Source organism: Burkholderia sp. AU17457, from assembly GCF_002223255.1.
In the GTDB taxonomy this organism is placed as follows: Bacteria; Pseudomonadota; Gammaproteobacteria; order Burkholderiales; family Burkholderiaceae; genus Burkholderia; species Burkholderia sola.
On sequence record NZ_NKFB01000005.1, the window covers coordinates 1,842,434 to 1,859,834 of the forward strand.

A 17,401-nucleotide genomic window follows, 5' to 3' on the forward strand; every position below is an offset into this window, starting at 1 on the left:
TGACTACGATCGAAGCCGAATCGGCTACGGATTTTCCGCATAAACGGGCATGGCGCCTGCCGTACCGAACGAATACCGATGCATCCGGAAACGATGCAAAAAACCGCCGGCCCGTTGCAGGCCGGCGGCGTCCGTCGATCACCCGCCCAGATACGCCTGCTTGATCCGGTCGTTCGCCAGCAGGTTCGCGCCCGTGTCGGCCAGCACCACGCGCCCCGTTTCGAGCACGTAGCCGCGATCGGCCACGCCGAGCGCCTTGTTCGCGTTCTGTTCGACCAGAAACACCGTGACGCCTTCGTCGCGAATCGTCCGGATGATGTCGAATATCTGCGCGATCACGAGCGGCGCGAGACCGAGCGTCGGTTCGTCGAGCAGCAGCAAACGCGGCTTGCTCATCAGCGCACGGCCGATCGCGAGCATCTGCTGCTCGCCGCCCGACATCGTGCCGGCCCGCTGCGCCGCGCGCTCCTTCAACCGCGGAAACAGCTTGAACACGTGCTCGATGCCGTCGTCGATCTCGTGACGGCTCGCGAAGAAGCCGCCCATCTTCAGGTTCTCGAGCACTGTCAGGCTCGGGAACACGCGCCGCCCTTCCGGCGAAATCGCCATCCCCTGCCGCATGATCTGGTGCGTCGACATCGCGGTGATGTCGTTGCCCTCGAACAGCACGCGGCCCGACGACGCGCGCGGCGTGCCGCATACCGTCATCATCAGCGTCGTCTTGCCGGCGCCGTTGCTGCCGATCAGCGTGACGATCTCGCCCTTGTTTACCTCGATCGACACGCCCGCGAGCGCTTCGACCGCGCCATAGTGCGTATGGACCTGTTCCAGCTTCAGCATCACTCTTCCCCCAGATACGCCTTGATCACGCGCGGGTCGTTGCGGACCGCCTCCGGCGTGCCGATCACGATCGGCCGGCCGTGCTCCATCACGAGGATGCGGTCGGACACGCCCATCACGAGGCTCATGTCGTGTTCGATCAGCAGCACCGATACGCCGAATTCACGGCGCAGCTTGTCGATCAGGTGCTGCAGCTCGATCTTTTCCTGCGGGTTGAGGCCGGCCGCCGGCTCGTCGAGCATCAAGAGGCGCGGCTCGGTGATCATGCAGCGCGCGATCTCCAGACGCCGCTGGTGCCCGTACGACAGCGTGCCGGCCGGCCGGTTGGCGACCGACGTCAGTCCCATCCGGTCGAGCCACACGGCCGCGCGTTCGAGCGCTTCCTTCTCCGCGTGACGATACGCGGGCGTCGCGAACAGGCCGTGCAGCAGGCCGGCCTTCACCTTGCGATGCTGCGCGACCAGGAGGTTCTCGACGACGGTCAGCGACTTGAACAGGCGGATGTTCTGGAACGTCCGCACGAGGCCCTTCAATGCGATCTGGTGGCTCGGCAGGCCCGCGATCGCATGGCCGTCGAGCACGACGTCGCCGCCGGTCGGCTTGTAGAAGCCGCCGACGCAGTTGAACACCGTGGTCTTGCCCGCGCCGTTCGGCCCGATGATCGCGAACACCTCGTCGCGGCGCACGTCGAAATCGATCCCGTCCACCGCGAGCAACCCGCCGAAGCGCATCTGCAGCCCGGCGACCTTCAACAGTTCTGCATTCGCGCTCATTGCGGCAGCTCCACGTGGGGACGGCTCGCGGGCAGCAGGCCCTGCGGACGCCACATCATCATCAACACCATCACCAGACCGAAGATCAGCATCCGGTACTCGGCGAAGCCGCGCGCGACTTCCGGCAGCACGGTCAGCAGGATCGCCGCGAGAATCACGCCGAGCTGCGAGCCCATCCCGCCGAGCACGACGATCGCGAGGATCAGCGCCGATTCGATGAAGGTGAACGATTCGGGATTCACGAGGCCCTGACGCGCCGCGAAGAACGCGCCGCCGATCCCCGCGAACGCCGCGCCGAGCGTGAACGCCGACAGCTTGATGCGCGTCGGGTTCAGGCCCAGCGAACGGCACGCGATCTCGTCGTCGCGCAGTGCTTCCCACGCACGGCCCATCGGCATGCGGATCAGGCGGCTCGTCACGAACAGCGTGAAGCCCACCAGCACCAGCGCGATCAGGTACAGGAAGATCACCATGTGCTCGCCGCTGTATTCCAGCCCGATCAGTTCGTGAAAGGTCTTCGCGCCTTCGACGCTCGCCGAGCGCGCCATCTCGAAGCCGAACACCGTCGGTTTCGGAATGCTCGAGATGCCGTCCGGGCCGCCGGTGAGGCTCGTCAGGTTGTTCGCGAGCAGACGGATGATTTCGCCGAAGCCGAGCGTGACGATCGCGAGATAGTCGCCGCGCAGGCGCAGCACCGGGAAGCCGAGCAGGAAGCCGAACGTCGCCGCGGCGATCGCCGCGATCGGCAGGCATTCCCAGAACGACAGCCCGAAATACTGGTTCAGCATCGCGTACGTATAGCCGCCGACCGCATAGAAGCCGACATAGCCGAGGTCCAGCAGCCCCGCGAAACCGACCACGATGTTCAGCCCGAGGCCGAGGATCACGTAGATCAGCGCGAGCGTCGCGACGTCCACCGCGCCGCGCGAGCCGAAGAACGGCCACACGAGGCCGACGGCGAGCAGCACCCAGATGATCACGCGCTGCTGCTGCGCGCCCATCGCGGGCATCGCCGGCAGCTTCACCGCCGATTTCGCGCGCACGAGCCACGGCTTGAACAACTGGAACAGGAACACGGCCGCGACCGCGATCCATACCGGGCGCCAGTGCGGCGTCAGCACCACCTGATAGCCTTCGAGCTTCAACTGCAGCCCGAGCACCGGAATCGTGAGAAGCGCCGTCAGGATCGCGGCGGCCACCGCATTCTTCAGCGCCTGGCCGACCGACGCGTCGGCGGCCGGGCGGCGAACGGAAATGACTTGACTCATCTGCGTCTCCGTCAAACCTTTTCGATGTCCGACTTGCCGAGCAGGCCAGTCGGGCGGAAGAGCAGGATCAGCACGAGCAGGCCGAACGCGACCACGTCCTTGTACTCGGCCGGCATGTAGCCTGCGGCGAAGGTTTCGGCGAGGCCCAGCAGCACGCCGCCGAGCATCGCGCCCGGGATGCTGCCGATCCCGCCGAGCACTGCGGCGGTGAACGCCTTGATGCCCGCGACGAAGCCGATATACGGATTCAGCTTGCCGATCGTCAGCCCGATCAGCACGCCGCCGACGGCCGCCAGCATCGCGCCGAGCACGAACGTGAACGAGATCACGCGGTTCGTGTCGATGCCGAGCAGGTTCGCCATCTTCATGTCCTCGGCGCACGCGCGGCACGCACGACCCATCCGCGAATGCGAGATGAACAGCGTGAGCGCGATCATCAGCACCAGCGTCACGCAGACGATCAGCAGGCGCGCATAAGGAATCGTCACGTCGAAGTCGCCGCCCAGATGGATCTCGAACGCGCCGGAGATCAGCACGGGCACCGACACGTCGCGCGCGCCCTGGCCGATCTGCACGTAGTTCTGCAGGAAGATCGACATGCCGATCGCGGAGATCAGCGGCACGAGACGCGGGCCGCCGCGCAGCGGGCGATACGCGACGCGCTCGACCGCGAAGCCGTACAGGCCGGTGACGATCACCGACACGATCAGCGCGGCGCCGAGCACGAGCGGCAGCGGATAACCGGCGGAGATGCCGATCGCCGTGAGGGTCACGAGGCCCACGTACGCGCCGATCATGTAGATCTCGCCGTGGGCGAAGTTGATCATGCCGATGATGCCGTAGACCATCGAGTAGCCGATGGCGATCAACGCATAGATCGCACCCAGCGTCAGGCCGTTGACCAGCTGCTGGGCGAATTGGGGAAAGAAGTCAGTCATGTGCGGGAAGCTCCCGTTGGCGCTGGGTCGCGTGCCGTCGCCGGATCACGGCGATCGGCCGCGCGCAACGCACGGTGTCGTCTCGGGCCGCCCTTTGGCGCGCACGGGTCAGAGGCGCGACCAATACGCACCCGCCCCGTCCGGGTTTCGGACGGGGCGGGTGCGCGGGCGGATACTCCGTTGTTACTTGGCGGCGGTCTTCGTCGCGTCCTTGTGCCACGTGTAGACGACGAACTTGAACGCCTTCAGGTCGCCCTGTGCGTCATACGCGACCTTGCCGATCGGCGTGTCGAACGTCGTCTTGTGCATGTACGCGGCGACCTTCGTCGGGTCGGTCGTCTTCGCTCCCGCGATCGAGTCGGCGATGATCTTCACCGCTGCGTACGCCGGCATCTGGAACGGGCCGTTCGCGTCGCGCTTCTTGTCCGCGAACGCCTTCACGAGCGCCGCGTTGGCCGGGTCGGCCGAGAAGTCGGCCGGCAGCGTCACGAGCATGCCTTCCGAAGCCGGGCCGGCGATCGCCGTCACGTCCTTGTTGCCCACGCCTTCAGGCCCCATGAACGTCGCCTTCACGCCCTGCTCGCGCGCCTGGCGCATCAGCAGGCCCATTTCCGGGTGGTAGCCGCCGAAGTAGACGAAATCGACGCCTTGCGACTTCAGCTTCGTGATGATCGCCGAGTAGTCCGAATCGCCGGCGTTGACGCCTTCGAACAGCACGACCGGGATCTTCGCGGCTTCGAGGTCCTTCTTCACCGACGACGCGATGCCCTGGCCGTACGACTGCTTGTCGTGCAGGACCGCGACCTTCTTCGGCTTCACGTTGTTGATGATGTAGTGCGCGGCAGCCGGGCCTTGCTGGTCGTCGCGGCCGATCGTGCGGAAGATGAAGTGACGCTTCTTGCCTTCCGTCAGCTGCGGCGCGGTGGCCGACGGCGTGACCATCACGATGCCTTCGTTCTCGTAGATGTCGGACGCGGGAATCGTCGAACCCGAGCACACGTGGCCGATCACGTACTTGATCTTCTGGCTGACGATCTTGTTGGCGACGGCGACGGCCTGCTTCGGTTCGCACGCGTCGTCCATCAGCACGACTTCGAACTTGTTGCCGCCCGCACCGCCTGCCGCGTTGATCTGTTCGATCGCGGTCAGCGCGCCAGCCTTCACCATGTCGCCGTATTGGGCGACCGAGCCGCTCATCGGACCGGCGATGGCGATCTTCACGGTTTCCGCTTGCGCGGCGGCGGCGCCGGCGGCGAACAGCACGGCGGCGACGGAAATGGACGTAAGACGGGACAGCGTCATCTGGGAGCTCCTCGATGTTGTTTAGTCATACGGGCAAAGGCGGCATGACTTGCGCAATCGAACAGCACCCGGGGCGAGGACATGGGACACGCCCGAGACACATAGAAGACGGAACTCCAGCGGAATATTGCGTAGCGGGGCCCGGCTCTTGCAGTCCCCGAAGGGGACGTCTGGTTCGGAAAGACATCGTGATGCGTCTTGCATTGCGCAAGCGTTTCGCCTGCCCCGCTTGCCAAATCGCTCGTTCGGAGGGATGGTCCGACAGCTGTTGGCAAGGCAGCCGAAATTATATGGGCGTTTTTCAATCGTCTGTCAAAAATGCCTGTCGACTGAGGGAAAACACGTACGTTTTTGAGATGGGTGGGTGGCGATGGGGGCGCAACCTCAGCGAGACGGGAGCGTTTGCTTTGGGTGCAATCGGGTTGCTATTCGGTAGGAGGATTAGGGTGGGTTCCTTGCTGGACTTAGTGTTTGGCGATGGGCGGTTCTCGGCTTCGCATTTTTCGGGCTACCGAGGGGCTGCTTGGTGAAAATCAATCAACTGACGATTGTGCGAGCGCGCACCAGGACGGGGCGCTCGATGAGACGGAAAATCTTTCTGTTTGCCAACCAAGCTAGTGTGATTGAAAGGTTTTTGAGATTTCCATGAAATAATACGGGCTCGCTTCTGCAATCCAGCCAGCCTCCCCTGCAAGTCGCGCCCGCCGCGCCTCGCAGTCGCTTCAGGGCCGCTTCGACGCCCCCTCGTCGCCCAGCCGCCAGCCAGTGATCTGCCGTTTTGTTCAATGCACATCACCTGCTTCGGATCGCCCATGAATTGCCCTGTTCGCTTGTCTTCCGCCGCCGCCGCGATCGCTTGCGCGCTTTCTGTTTCTGCTTCCCATGCTTCAGGACGCGATGCGCTGACCGATCGGTCGGCCGGTGCCAATGTGTTTCGCTCGGAGCGGCATGCGGCTGCTCGGGATGATGGACGTGCGGCGCGTGTGGGCCGTCGACGGGTGCAGTTCGCTGCGCCCGACGAACGTAGCCCGTTCGATACGCCTGATACGCGGCCGGTGCGGGTGACAAGCGATGCGCTCGTGGAATCGCCGCCTTCTTTTAAACACGAACCCGATTTTGTCTCGGCCCCGAACCGCGTCGCGCTTGGTGCGGGCGGGAGCGATAGTTTTGGCCGCGCAGTGCCTGGATATGAGCAGCGCGAACAGAACTGGAATGAATACCTGCGCGCGAACGGCTCTCGACCGGCTGGAAGCGGCGGCTCGTATGCGCCACAGCGACCGTACGATGCGCCGCGTGGTCCGCACGGGGCGCCGAATCCGTTCGATCCATCGGTGCCGCAACCGGAGACGCGGACGTTCTACGACAACGGATCGGGGACGAAGTGCACGGCTACCGGTGGTGCGGGGACATCGCGGTCGTCCTGCGATATCGGTTGGTGATGCGGGGTTTTGGGTGGCTGCCGCTTACGGCTGCTCTGCCCCGTCCGGCGCGCTGCGCGACGTCGCGCAGCGCGGCCGCATCCCGCGGCGTTGCGCTTACAACTGCGTGATGATCAGCCTCCCCGGCTCAATATCGATCCGCGCCTTGCGGCCCGGAACAAAACACGCATCGTTGATCAGCCACATTCCACCAATCTTCATGTACGGATAAAACGTCTCCGGCCTCGGATCCATGGTCTTCGGGGTACCCCACATCTCCTGGATCGTGACGAAACGTTCCGTCTTCGGTGGTCGTGCTTTATGATTCGGCTTAGCCATGGGCAACTCCTTGAAAGTTGGCTGTGGTTAGCGGGTCGTGAGTGTTGGTAGCACTTGCGGCCCGCGCTCGTTTACCGCGGCGTTTTTATGGTTTGGATTCCTCCTTTGTTGGTGAGTCGATGGGAGCGATGCTTCGTAGAAGATCGGCGCGTCTGGCGCTTCCGTTCGCGTGCACTGCAGGCAACACGATCATCATCAGTTGGACATTGCTCATTAAACCATCATTGGCGCCCATTTGAGCGCACGTTAGCCATTGGGCATAGGTACGCGGCTTGGTCAGTTTTCTGGTTATTGCGCATGTTGACACCAACGGTAGGCAATTCGACGCCGGTCAGATTGCCTCGAAATACGATTGATCGGAACGTGACAATTTGAAACGATTCGACCGTGATTGTGCGTCGCGCATAGCCGCTGCTTGCGTGCGACAAGCCCGCCCCCCTCTATCGCGAGACCAACGGAGCCATTGCCGTCATCTTTAAGATGGCATGCGCATTAGGCATTCGCGCAGACGCTTAATCAACTCCGGGTTGCCAGCACAATCAATGGGGCGAAGATTGTCGAGTGCCGGAACATTCGAATTTATCCACTTCCCAGCAGAATTTGGGCCAGCGACCCAGTAAATTGTATAAGCAAGATCAAGTTGATCATTCAAATCTCTGGCAAGATCATGAACCTCTGGAAAACCCCTATATTTCGCAAATAGATCAGAGAAATTTCCCCAAACATCGTCACCAGAATAATACTGTTCGAGTCGGATCAACTTAGACTCCATCAAAAAATTAGATCAGCATCGCGCGGGATACATGCCAGCGGAACAAGAAAACCATCATCGCCATTATATTTCCCTGCTTGTAAGTAGCAAAAATACAATCGCATAGTTCACCGAGTTCGATCCGTTTTATCCACTATGCTGACGTCGATATTCTTACCAGCGGCAAGCTTACTTCGATCTCTCCGCTTTGAACTACACCACCAAGCCTACTTCTGAAAATCAAACGTCCCGACGAAGCGCATGCGGGAGGCAAGACGGGCACTTTCTGCGTCCTCGTACTCGAAGTTATAAAGTAGGATCAGACCATTATCATCAACACTGCGCATAGCTTCGAGCTCGGGAATCAGAACGTCCGCAAAACTATCGACCCAAGAAAATCCTACAAGATTCTTTTGGAGGCTTAGATCCGGTTGCAGCATGCCCGCCTCACGGAAGTCATCGTCAATCCAATCAATTCCGGTATCGTCTCGAAACTGATTGGAAGAGTACCGTTCTCGTCGTAGGCGTTCTCGATGTAGTCCGTAAGATCATCGTCGTCAGTGAACTTCCCGACCCAGACTGATACTTTATTAGCTTTTTCCATTCTTCCTTACTCCGTCGGCGGCCGAAGACCCACGGGAAGGTCGTCGACGCATCCCAGCGAAACACTTCCGACTGATTCGGCCTGCCTTGTCATACAGGCATGCAGCGTTGATGCATTACATACGATATCGCCTCGCCCCACTTAGCGACTTCCCTTTGGCGGCCCCCAATATTTGCCCCCCTGAGAGTTCGTCAACTTCTCCAAAAAATCCTCAAAAGAATCTGCCACTTGCGGCCAGTCACCTCTATGATCCAAAGGTAAAGCGACGTAAACAGCACCAACGGAATCCATCAGAAGCAAGTCGGAATCTCCATAAAAACGAGCGAACACAACATCACCATCCAGAAACTCTCGCCCCCTTATCTGTCTTTGCTTCGTCGTTTCTTCAATTGCATCTTGAGGTGGCAATATCTCAACGCCCCATTGCCCGCACTCATCATCCTTGAATAAATCTGCTCGCTCGGATATTTTCCAAAACTGCGTGAGCTCACACGCAGAATCCGGAACACCATCGATCGCCACATCACCAGCGATGCCATCAGAAAAGTCGGATCTCAATAAAAATGGACACTCCTGACCAAAATGAACAGCCCTTCTCGGAACAGACCAATCCGATTTTATTTTCTCAACAAGAATACTCAATTTATTCATAACCCGTCAAAATCTTTCCAGAATGCATTGAACAATTCCTGATGGCTTTTCCGCTGAACCGGCACCAAATTCCAGCCGTACCTCGCCGCGCAGTTTGCCGCGCATGGCGCCCCACCCGCGTCATACCCGAAGTGGCTCGTCAGCTTGCCCTGCGTCCGTAGCACCTCGCGATGCAGATCATCCCGTTCAATGTCCGCAACGGCGGCACCATCGAAACGAATCTGGTGCACATGTCCCGAGCCGTAATGCAGCCAATCGATCGTGCGCTCGCCGGAAATCGTCGTGCTGACACGATTTCCAAGCCCGTCGTAGGTGTGTGCGAGTCAGCTAGTCGGTGAGTATTCCTCGACGGCCACGCCAGACCGATACAATTTCATCGTTTCTTTTTGGTACACCACTCTTTGTATACAAGCGCAACCGCATCTGCTTTGTCATTGCATGCGTTTATTCCGTCTACCCACCAATCCATCCCTTCTTTCTCAATAATCGATTTCACCAATCGCGAGTTCCATGCCGTGCCTTTTTCGACGTATCCGGAAAGATACAAATTTATACGCCGAACAAGCTGTGGATTGGAAAATATCGTCATATCATCTAAATTCCTACGCACCCCTTGCTTTCCAACAAACTTCCCACCACCCTTGCAATAAATCCCCAACTCTTGATACGACGGGCCCTCAAATTCTATTTCAGAGAAATTCGACTGATCCGACGTATACAGAGGATCCGATGACAGTATGGGCCACTTCACGGAGCAAAAATTTTCCCAAAATAAAAAGACGCTATAGCCCGATTGAAAAGGCGAGACTTTTTTTCGAATTTTTCTGGCTTTGCACCCTCCAACACCGTATCGAAGTCAACATTAAAGTCATCAAAAACTTCAATCCACTTTGTCGCCCCCACAAAAATCACCCGAGAATACACAAACCCCCACTCACCGCTCATTTAACAGGGAATTGCAACAATATCACCTGCTTTTACTTTCAATAACGCCATATCACTTACCTCCACAGCCCGGGTGATCGCTCGACACCAAGTTGGCCGCCGCATCCCAGCGAAACACTTCCGACGGCAATCCCAACCCCACAGTGATGTTCGTCCAGACGTATAAGCACCATATGCGACCCATCCAGACACACCCGGGAGAGTTGCCGCCCAGCCCCGCAGATTAATCAAAATTCGGATATATCTCTCTGAAATCATCACCCCGATTAACTTGCGACCATACCCCTCGCGCCCATTTAATTCCACCCTCTTTTAAAATTGATTTTATTTTTCCCTCAAATTCTAAATTTGAGTTATTATCTGGATTGGCAAAAAAATCAATGACATGGCTGTCGTCACTCAAAAAATCCCCAAGTCGATCAACCCTATCAATAACCTCAATGGAAAAATCGCCCCCCTCCCACGCTGCAACATAGCGTCCCTTTTTATCACTCACCAAGAGACTTACACCAAACGCATTTTCGATTTTTTTTACCAAATCCTCAAAATCAATATTCTCAAGAAGAACCACGCTCAGGCACCGACCACGTTCATCACTCACTTTAAACACCCCCCAATTTTCACTTGCTTATCTCCCTTTCTTGCAAGATCGCTCAGCTCGTGGGTTTTGAAAATTCTAAACCCAAACGGATCCTCTCGCAGCCCAGGAAATGCCTTCCTCAAATCGCTATCAATAGATTTTTCTATATCGGAAAACCCAGGAATTTTAGACGCATCTCGACGTCTATTGGTAAATATCGAATTGTTTGCCAAATAATCAGATTGAATAAATCCATCAACATCAAAATCGTTTATATTTATTGGCCTAGAGATCGCAGGATCATGTGCTTTACTGATACCACTCGCAGCACTCCCTCTATAACCGACCGTCGCATTGGGATCGATAGCTTGTATTGCAGGCAAATGACTTTCAAATATTGAATTTATTTGCTGCTGAATTGCATCCAGCGAACTTAATCCAAGCGGGTCCGTCCAATTTATCGGATTCGGCGCGTACTGATACAAATTCATCCCACCGACCAGTCCGATGGGATCCTGGTTAATGAACCTCCCGATATCAGGATCGTAGTACCGAAACACGTTGTAGTGCAGCCCTGTCTCCCGATCCAGATATTCTCCTTGGAAGCGCAGGTTCTGCGGCCGCGGTACGTGAGTAGATATAGGAATCGCCTCTCGCACCTTCCCCCATTCCGGTGCCGACCGCTGTGGCGCCCGCGCGATCCACTCCTCCTGCACCGCATTGCCCCACACCTTATAGCGCGCCTGCCAAACCAGCTCGCCCCCAGCGTCAGTCAGCTCCTCCGGCAGCCCCGAAACATCGTTGTGGAAGTAATAAACCGCATCCCGTACATCCGCATCATTCGCCGCCGCCTTCCCCTGATCGATCCGAGCAAGCGGCACATAGCTATTCGACTCGTACAAGTACGTCAGCGCTTCCTCGCCCTGGCGATCGTGATACGTCTCCTGCACCAACCGCATGCCGTCCCACAGGAAATCCGTACTCGCATAACTGCCGTTGAGCTTCCGAATCCGCCGGCCGAACGCGTCGTACTCGAAATGCGTTGTCGCGATGCCGAGCCGGTCCTTCGTCACGACGGTCTTGAGCTGGTTCCAATCGTCGTATTCAAGAGCGAGCTCTTTAGCCGGCCCATGCCCACTCAGCTTGCGAACCAACCGCCCATACACGTCGTACTCGAAGCGCTTGTCCTCGAACACCTTGAGCCGGTTGTGCTCGACGTAGCCGCCCGGGTGATCGCTCGACACCAGGTTGGCCGCCGCATCCCAGCGAAACACTTCCGACGGTAGCCCCGGCCCTGCCGCCTGTTCGATGCGCCCCGTCGGGTCATACCGATAGCTCGTCGTGCCGTAGCGCTGATCGCGCTTCTGGATCACATCACCCGCCGCATCGTATTGCCACTGCTTCGCAAGCAACTCGCCGCCCGCCGTACCTCGCTGCGCAGTTTGCCGCGCACGGCGCCCCACCGCGTCATACCCGAAGTGACTCGTCAGCTTGCCTTGCGTCCGTAGCACCTCGCGATGCAGATCGTCCCGTTCGATGTCCGCAACCGCGGCACCATCGAAACGAATCTGGTGCACATGCCCTGAACCGTAATGCAGCCAATCGATCGTACGCTCACCGGAAATCGTCGTGCTGACCCGATTTCCAAGCTCGTCGTAGGTGTGTGCGAGCCAGCCAGTCGGCGTGTATTCCTCGACGACCTCTCCGCGCGCGTCGTATTTCAAGCTGACGCGATTCTTCAGCGACGGTCCGCGCGCGGCGAGCGTGTACAACTCGGCCGATGTAATTCGGCCTGCCTTGTCGTACAGGTACTCACAACGCTCATGCGCGGCTTGCTTCGCCGCCAACCGCCCGATCGCATCGCGCTCGTATCGCGTCTCGATCTGCCCATCCCGTACGATCGTGCCTTGACCGCACACGTCGTACTCGTACGTACGCTTGTGTCCATCAAGACCGATCTGTGCGGACACGAGATCGCGACGGTCATACTGAAAGCGATACGTCTCACGGTTCTCGTTGGTCAAGCTCGCCAACCGGAACGCTTCGTCATAACCGAACCGCACGACACGATCAGCCGCATCCGTGCGTGCGAGCAACAATCCACGCGCATTGAGTTCGTAACGCGTGCTGCGCTGATTCGCATCAATGACCTCGACGAGGCGCCCCGCCGCGTCATACCGAAACGTCTGACGCGCACCATCAGCCGTCCCGATCCCCGTGACCCGCCCCATCGCATCCGCTTCGTACACGGTGGCATGGCCGGCGGCATCCGTCACCCGCGCGAGCGCACCGCGTGCGTCATACGCAAACCGCGTGACCTTGCCGGAACAATCGGTATACGACGTCAACTGCGCCCGGCCATTCCATTCGAGGAACTTATAGCCGCCACGCGCATCGCGAATCGTGTGCACGAGCCCGCGCTCGTCCCGGTAATACTCGGTCGCGGAACCCACCGGATCGCGCGTCATCGTCAGGTTGCCGCGCGCGTCGTAACGATAAATCCATCGCGCGTTGGTCGGATCGATTTCCGCAACCGGCAGATCGTAGTGCCCGTTCCATTCGGTCCGCTCGACCTGGCCAAGCGCGTCGATCCGCTGCGTCTGCCGCCCGCGCTCGTCATATTCGAAGCGAGTGACATGGCCAGCCGGATCGGTCGTGCTGACCAGCTGCCGCATCGCATTCCATTCCAACTGCCATACGTTGCCCTCCGCATCCGTATGGCTCGTCGGCTGCCGATCCTCGTTCCACGTCCATTGCGTCACGCGCCCGATCTGGTCGGTGATCGTCACCGAACGCTGCGCAAGGTCCGCATCGAACGTGTACGCTTCGCCGTCGTCGGTCCAGTGGCGCACGACACGCGCGTCGCGGCCGACGCCGTTCCACGCGTAAAAGCACTGTAGTCCGCCGGGCAGCGTATGCCGTGTCATCAGGCCGTGTTCGTAGCCGAAATGCCGCCCGGTATGGCCACTGCGATCGGTGACCGATGCGAGTTCGCCGGCGCGCGTATAGCCGTAACGAACCAGAATCTCGGGCAATTCGCCATCGACGCCGCGTGACAGTTCAATCGATGCGACGCGTCGCGGATGCTCCGGATCGTAATGCAGCGTCAGCACCCGGCCGGCGCTATCGTGAAGCCGAACCGGCCGCACCCGTTCGCCGACACTCGCACGCTCGACCTCGATCCAATTACCGTTTCGGTCCTCGATCCGCCGAAGCTCCAGTGTTTCAGCATCCGACGCCGGTGCCCGGGCCGGGCCGAAATCGCGATACAAACCATCGACCGTTTCGACCACATAGTGCCCGCCGGCGGTACAAATCAGGTAAATGCCTTCAGGCACGCTGAAATGACTCTCACCCGGCGGCACCGCCGGAAACTCGATGTCGCGCCCCTGTTCGTCCCAGTACGTGATCGACGTGACGACGCCGTTCTCCCGCGCCAACCGCAACTCGACACTGATCGGCACGCTCCAGCCGACCCCAAACAGGCCGTCGGCGCGATCGTCGTGGCTGCTGTAAAAACGCCGCCAGACGATTGGCAGCGGGCCCGGCAACACGAAGTCGGTATCGTCGCTGCCGTCGAGAATCTTGCCGCCGGTGATCACGTTGACGGGATGGCCGGCCGACGGCTGCATCTTGCTGCCGAGCCATGTGCCGAATATGCCGGCCGCGAAGTTCATCGCGAGACACGGCAGCTTGCCCTTGACGAAAGCGCCCCAGCTTCCCTTGCCTCGACCACAGAGCGCGAGCGCGATACCGATCGCCGCGCCGAGTCCGGCGACCCACGGCCGCGCCGCACTGATGTCGCGCACGGTCTTCGTGCCGCCGCCGAAGAAAACGTCCGGCGAGCCCTTCGAGATCGTGCCGTCACAGGTGGTCTTGTCGTCGACCCGCGCCGCGGGCAGATCGTTGATGAACACCACGTCGGACCCTTGCGCGACGAATTGCGGGCCGGGATGATCGCTGCACAGGACCGGATCCATGTCCGCGCCGTCGGCCGCGCGCGCGGCCGGCTTCCCGTTGATGAACACATCGGGCGAGCCGTTCTGGATCGTGCCTTTCTCCTCGGGCGGGGAAATGGCATTGCCGAGCCCCTTCGCGGCCTCGTCGATCTTGTCGTTGAGGCCCGAGCCCTGCATGTAGGCGGCCACGCCGACGCCGATCGCGAGCACGATCGGCGTCGCCAGCCCGCCCGTGCCGATTTCGAGCGCACCCAATGCACCGAACACGAGTCCTTCCGCTATCGTGGTCAGCGCCCATCCGATCCCCAAGCCACCCAGCAGCGACCCGCCCATGCCGAGCAGGTCGCCCGCGAGCGTCGTGTGGGTAAAGGGATCGTCCTTACGAGCGGCCGGCTGACTCATGGGCGACCGGCATCCGAAACCAGCGTGGGCGCAACCGGGCGAGGCTGGAAGCTCTCCAGCATGCGCGCGGCCAGCGCACGTTGTTCGTCGTTGAGCGGCGCGGCATTGGTCAACGTCATCACGATGACCTGCCCGCCGGCATCGAGCCGAAACGCCGTCTGCATCTGATGAAACGTGCGGCCGTCCTGTTCATGCGTCGATTCCGTCTGCACGCCGGGGCATTCTGCCCGCCCGACCGTCACCGGGCGTCGCGACTGCACGTTCAGATTCTGCGCGGTGCGCGATGCCTGCGCCCATTCGCGCTCGACGAACGCGTCGATCGACTCCTGCTCGCGCAACCGGCCGCGGGACACGACGAGACTCAGCCCGCCCGGGCCGACGGGAAGAATCAGCATGTTGACGGTGCGATCAAGCGCCGCGTCCGGCAATTCGAAGGTGCCTTCATGGATTGCGTAGTGCATGGCTAGTTTCGTTCGAGTTATTTGTTGAGATCGATGCGCTTGCCGTTGACCATCACGCCGTCGTCGGTCATCAGGATCACGGAGCCGTTGTGCTCCAGGCGGATGCCTTCCGGCGCGAGCGAGATCGAGCTGTTCTGCACTTTCAGCAGGATGCCGCGCTCGGCCATGTAGACCTGCGTGCCGCCGCCTCCGTCCTTCGCCGGCGTCGTCACCTCGACGGTAGTCGCCGTGGTGCTGCGCTTCTCGGCGATCGTCTCGGTCAGGTTGCCCTGCGGAATCTGCTTTTCTTCGCTGCCCGTCGCCACGAGGACGATACGCATCGGCCCGAATACCTTGTGCGTCTCGTTGTTCTCGACGACGGTGTTCATGTCCTTCTGCGCATGCATGAAGAATTCCTGCATGCCGTTCGTGTCGGTCATGCGGATCTCGTTCGACCCCTGCCCCTTGTGCGTCTGACTCTTGATCCCCATCGTCTGCCCGGCCGCGCCGTGATACGGGTTGCCCTGCTCGCCGTTGAACACGCGCCCGACGATCACCGGGTTATCCGGATCGCCCTGATTGAACGCCACCAGCACTTCCTGCTTGATCCGCGGAATCGCGGCCGCGCCCCAGCCGTCGCCCGCCCACGGTTGCGACACACGCACCCACATCGAATCGGAGCCGTCCTTCTTGCCGCGCCGGTCCCACGGGAAATGCACCTTCACCGCGCTGCCGTTCGTATAGATTTCCTCGCCCTTCGGCCCAACGACGATCGCCGATTGCGTGCCGTGAATCACCGGCTTCGGCGTCGCGCGCGGCGCACGGTACGGAATCTTCTTCGGCAGCAGCGCGAAGCTGTTGCGGTACGGCAGCTTCGCGCTGTGCTGCGTGTAGTCGTTCACGGCCTCGTGACGCACATGCAGGATCACGTATTCCTGGTTGTTTTCAAGCACGGGATGATTCGCGACGGTCACGGCGCCGGCCGTGGTCATGCGCCACGCGTAGCCGCCGCCGGTATAGCGATGGGCTTGCGCCTCCTCGGCCTCCATCGCGAAACGCGCATAGCGGTTGCCGTCGTCGCCATGGTCGTACAGCGACTGGTGCTCGAACCGCTCGGTAGCATCGAGCCGCGCGTGCTTGAGGTTTTGCGGGCCGGCCTCCACGAGCATCAGCGGCGAAGACGGATTCTGGTGATTGAAGTCGCGGAACGTGACCTTGCCGACGCCGAAACGCCGGCCTTCGTGCAACTGGTCGATGCCGCTATCCTCGCTCGCCTCGGTCGCGGCGAACGGCACGGTGGCGAGCCCGTCGATCGGGCGGAACAGCAGGTTTGTATCGCCGATCACGAGAAAGTGCTTGTCCTTCTCGTAACGATGCGTCCACACGAGCCCCTCCTGCTCCATCAGCCGCGCGCAGAAGTTGTAGTAGCTCTCCTGGTACATCACGACGTACTCGAGCGGCTTCTGGCTCGTCCGGATGTCGAACGTGAAATCGGAAAAACCGTGTTCCTGGAAGATCTCGGTGAGGATGTCCTGCGCGGTCTTGTTCTGGAAGATCCGGCAGTCGGTCGAGCGCGTGAGGAACCAGAACCACGGCACGGCCGTCAGGTGGTATTGCGTGACGTTCCCGGGGTTGCCGGCCCGATCGAACGATGCCACGTAGCCGTCGAAGTAGCGATCGTTGTCGCCCGCGCCCGACGCCACGACGCGTTCGAGCGTCGACAGGCGCGCCTGCTGGTCGAAGCGGATCTTGACCTGCTGGCCGATCAGATCCTCGGGGCGCAGGTCGTGGCGATGCGACAGCAGGTCGAGGTGGATTTCCGGCAAGCGGTTCACGTGCTCGTCGACGACGGCCGCGCTGACCAGCAGCACATCCGGGCCGAGCGGCGTGTCGAGCGTGACGTAGCGGTTGAGCTGGGTCAGGCGCGCGGGGTTGGCGGCGCCGTTGATCGCTTCGGCGATGGCGCCGGGTGTCTTCTCCATCAGCGAGAAGCCGGTCTGCGCGAGTTGCAGTGCGCGCTGGACGGTGTCGACGTGCCCGGCCAGCCCCGCGAGCGGCCCGAGGCTGCCGGCCACGCTCGACGCCACCGGGCCGGCGAGGCCCCCGAGCGCGCTCAACGAGCCGAGCGCACTGCCGCCCAATCCACTGGGAATACCCCCGTTCGGAGCGAAACTCATTCTTGTTCCTTGCG

The 17,401-nt window shown here is 60.5% G+C and carries 13 protein-coding genes and 1 pseudogene; 1 reads left to right on the plus strand and 13 read right to left on the minus strand.

Annotated features, from left to right (window positions below; all coding sequences use genetic code 11):
- Positions 1 to 138 precede the first annotated feature (138 nt).
- The 5 genes from CFB49_RS25580 to CFB49_RS25600 form a co-directional block, all read right to left on the minus strand.
- The gene (locus CFB49_RS25580; protein ID WP_006484776.1) at positions 139 to 840 is read right to left on the minus strand and encodes an ABC transporter ATP-binding protein; all 702 of its coding nucleotides are present in this window, start codon (positions 838 to 840) and stop codon (positions 139 to 141) included.
- Positions 840 to 1,613 (minus strand): high-affinity branched-chain amino acid ABC transporter ATP-binding protein LivG, encoded by a 774-nt coding sequence (gene livG, locus CFB49_RS25585; protein ID WP_069617390.1) that lies wholly within the window; start codon positions 1,611 to 1,613, stop codon positions 840 to 842. The genes CFB49_RS25580 and livG overlap by 1 nt, the downstream gene beginning before the upstream one ends.
- A complete protein-coding gene (locus CFB49_RS25590) occupies positions 1,610 to 2,881 on the minus strand; it encodes a high-affinity branched-chain amino acid ABC transporter permease LivM (protein ID WP_089492644.1) in 1,272 nt (423 codons plus the stop codon). The genes livG and CFB49_RS25590 overlap by 4 nt, the downstream gene beginning before the upstream one ends.
- Positions 2,882 to 2,892: 11 nt before the next feature.
- Positions 2,893 to 3,819 (minus strand): high-affinity branched-chain amino acid ABC transporter permease LivH, encoded by a 927-nt coding sequence (gene livH, locus CFB49_RS25595; protein WP_006749488.1) that lies wholly within the window; start codon positions 3,817 to 3,819, stop codon positions 2,893 to 2,895.
- 183 nt (positions 3,820 to 4,002) lie between these two features.
- Positions 4,003 to 5,121 (minus strand): branched-chain amino acid ABC transporter substrate-binding protein, encoded by a 1,119-nt coding sequence (locus CFB49_RS25600; protein ID WP_050012348.1) that lies wholly within the window; start codon positions 5,119 to 5,121, stop codon positions 4,003 to 4,005.
- 785 nt (positions 5,122 to 5,906) lie between these two features.
- Here CFB49_RS25600 and CFB49_RS25605 point away from each other — a divergent pair.
- Positions 5,907 to 6,560 (plus strand): hypothetical protein, encoded by a 654-nt coding sequence (locus CFB49_RS25605; protein ID WP_089492645.1) that lies wholly within the window; start codon positions 5,907 to 5,909, stop codon positions 6,558 to 6,560.
- Positions 6,561 to 6,656: 96 nt separating this feature from the next.
- On the opposite strand, the gene CFB49_RS25610 is transcribed toward CFB49_RS25605, so the two are convergent.
- From CFB49_RS25610 to CFB49_RS25640, 8 genes and pseudogenes are all read right to left on the minus strand, one after another.
- Positions 6,657 to 6,878 (minus strand): hypothetical protein, encoded by a 222-nt coding sequence (locus CFB49_RS25610; RefSeq protein ID WP_059721886.1) that lies wholly within the window; start codon positions 6,876 to 6,878, stop codon positions 6,657 to 6,659.
- 475 nt (positions 6,879 to 7,353) lie between these two features.
- The gene (locus CFB49_RS35945; RefSeq protein ID WP_212195556.1) at positions 7,354 to 7,638 is read right to left on the minus strand and encodes an antitoxin Xre/MbcA/ParS toxin-binding domain-containing protein; all 285 of its coding nucleotides are present in this window, start codon (positions 7,636 to 7,638) and stop codon (positions 7,354 to 7,356) included.
- Between the two features lie 218 nt (positions 7,639 to 7,856).
- Positions 7,857 to 8,233, minus strand: a pseudogene (locus CFB49_RS25615) (immunity 22 family protein).
- Positions 8,234 to 8,374: 141 nt separating this feature from the next.
- Positions 8,375 to 8,884: an SMI1/KNR4 family protein gene (locus CFB49_RS35955; protein ID WP_143329321.1), complete on the minus strand. Its 510-nt coding sequence runs from the start codon at positions 8,882 to 8,884 to the stop codon at positions 8,375 to 8,377.
- Between the two features lie 1,168 nt (positions 8,885 to 10,052).
- Positions 10,053 to 10,430, minus strand: coding sequence for a hypothetical protein (locus CFB49_RS25625; protein WP_212195550.1), 378 nt, complete (start codon positions 10,428 to 10,430; stop codon positions 10,053 to 10,055).
- Positions 10,427 to 14,770, minus strand: a complete 4,344-nt coding sequence (locus tag CFB49_RS25630) for an RHS repeat-associated core domain-containing protein (RefSeq protein WP_249190472.1) — start codon at positions 14,768 to 14,770, stop codon at positions 10,427 to 10,429. The genes CFB49_RS25625 and CFB49_RS25630 overlap by 4 nt, the downstream gene beginning before the upstream one ends.
- Complete coding sequence (locus CFB49_RS25635; RefSeq protein ID WP_059584433.1) at positions 14,767 to 15,231, minus strand: DcrB-related protein; 465 nt, start codon at positions 15,229 to 15,231, stop codon at positions 14,767 to 14,769. Before CFB49_RS25635 ends, CFB49_RS25630 begins: the two co-directional genes overlap by 4 nt.
- Positions 15,232 to 15,248: 17 nt before the next feature.
- Positions 15,249 to 17,387: a type VI secretion system Vgr family protein gene (locus CFB49_RS25640; RefSeq protein ID WP_089492648.1), complete on the minus strand. Its 2,139-nt coding sequence runs from the start codon at positions 17,385 to 17,387 to the stop codon at positions 15,249 to 15,251.
- Positions 17,388 to 17,401 lie beyond the last annotated feature (14 nt).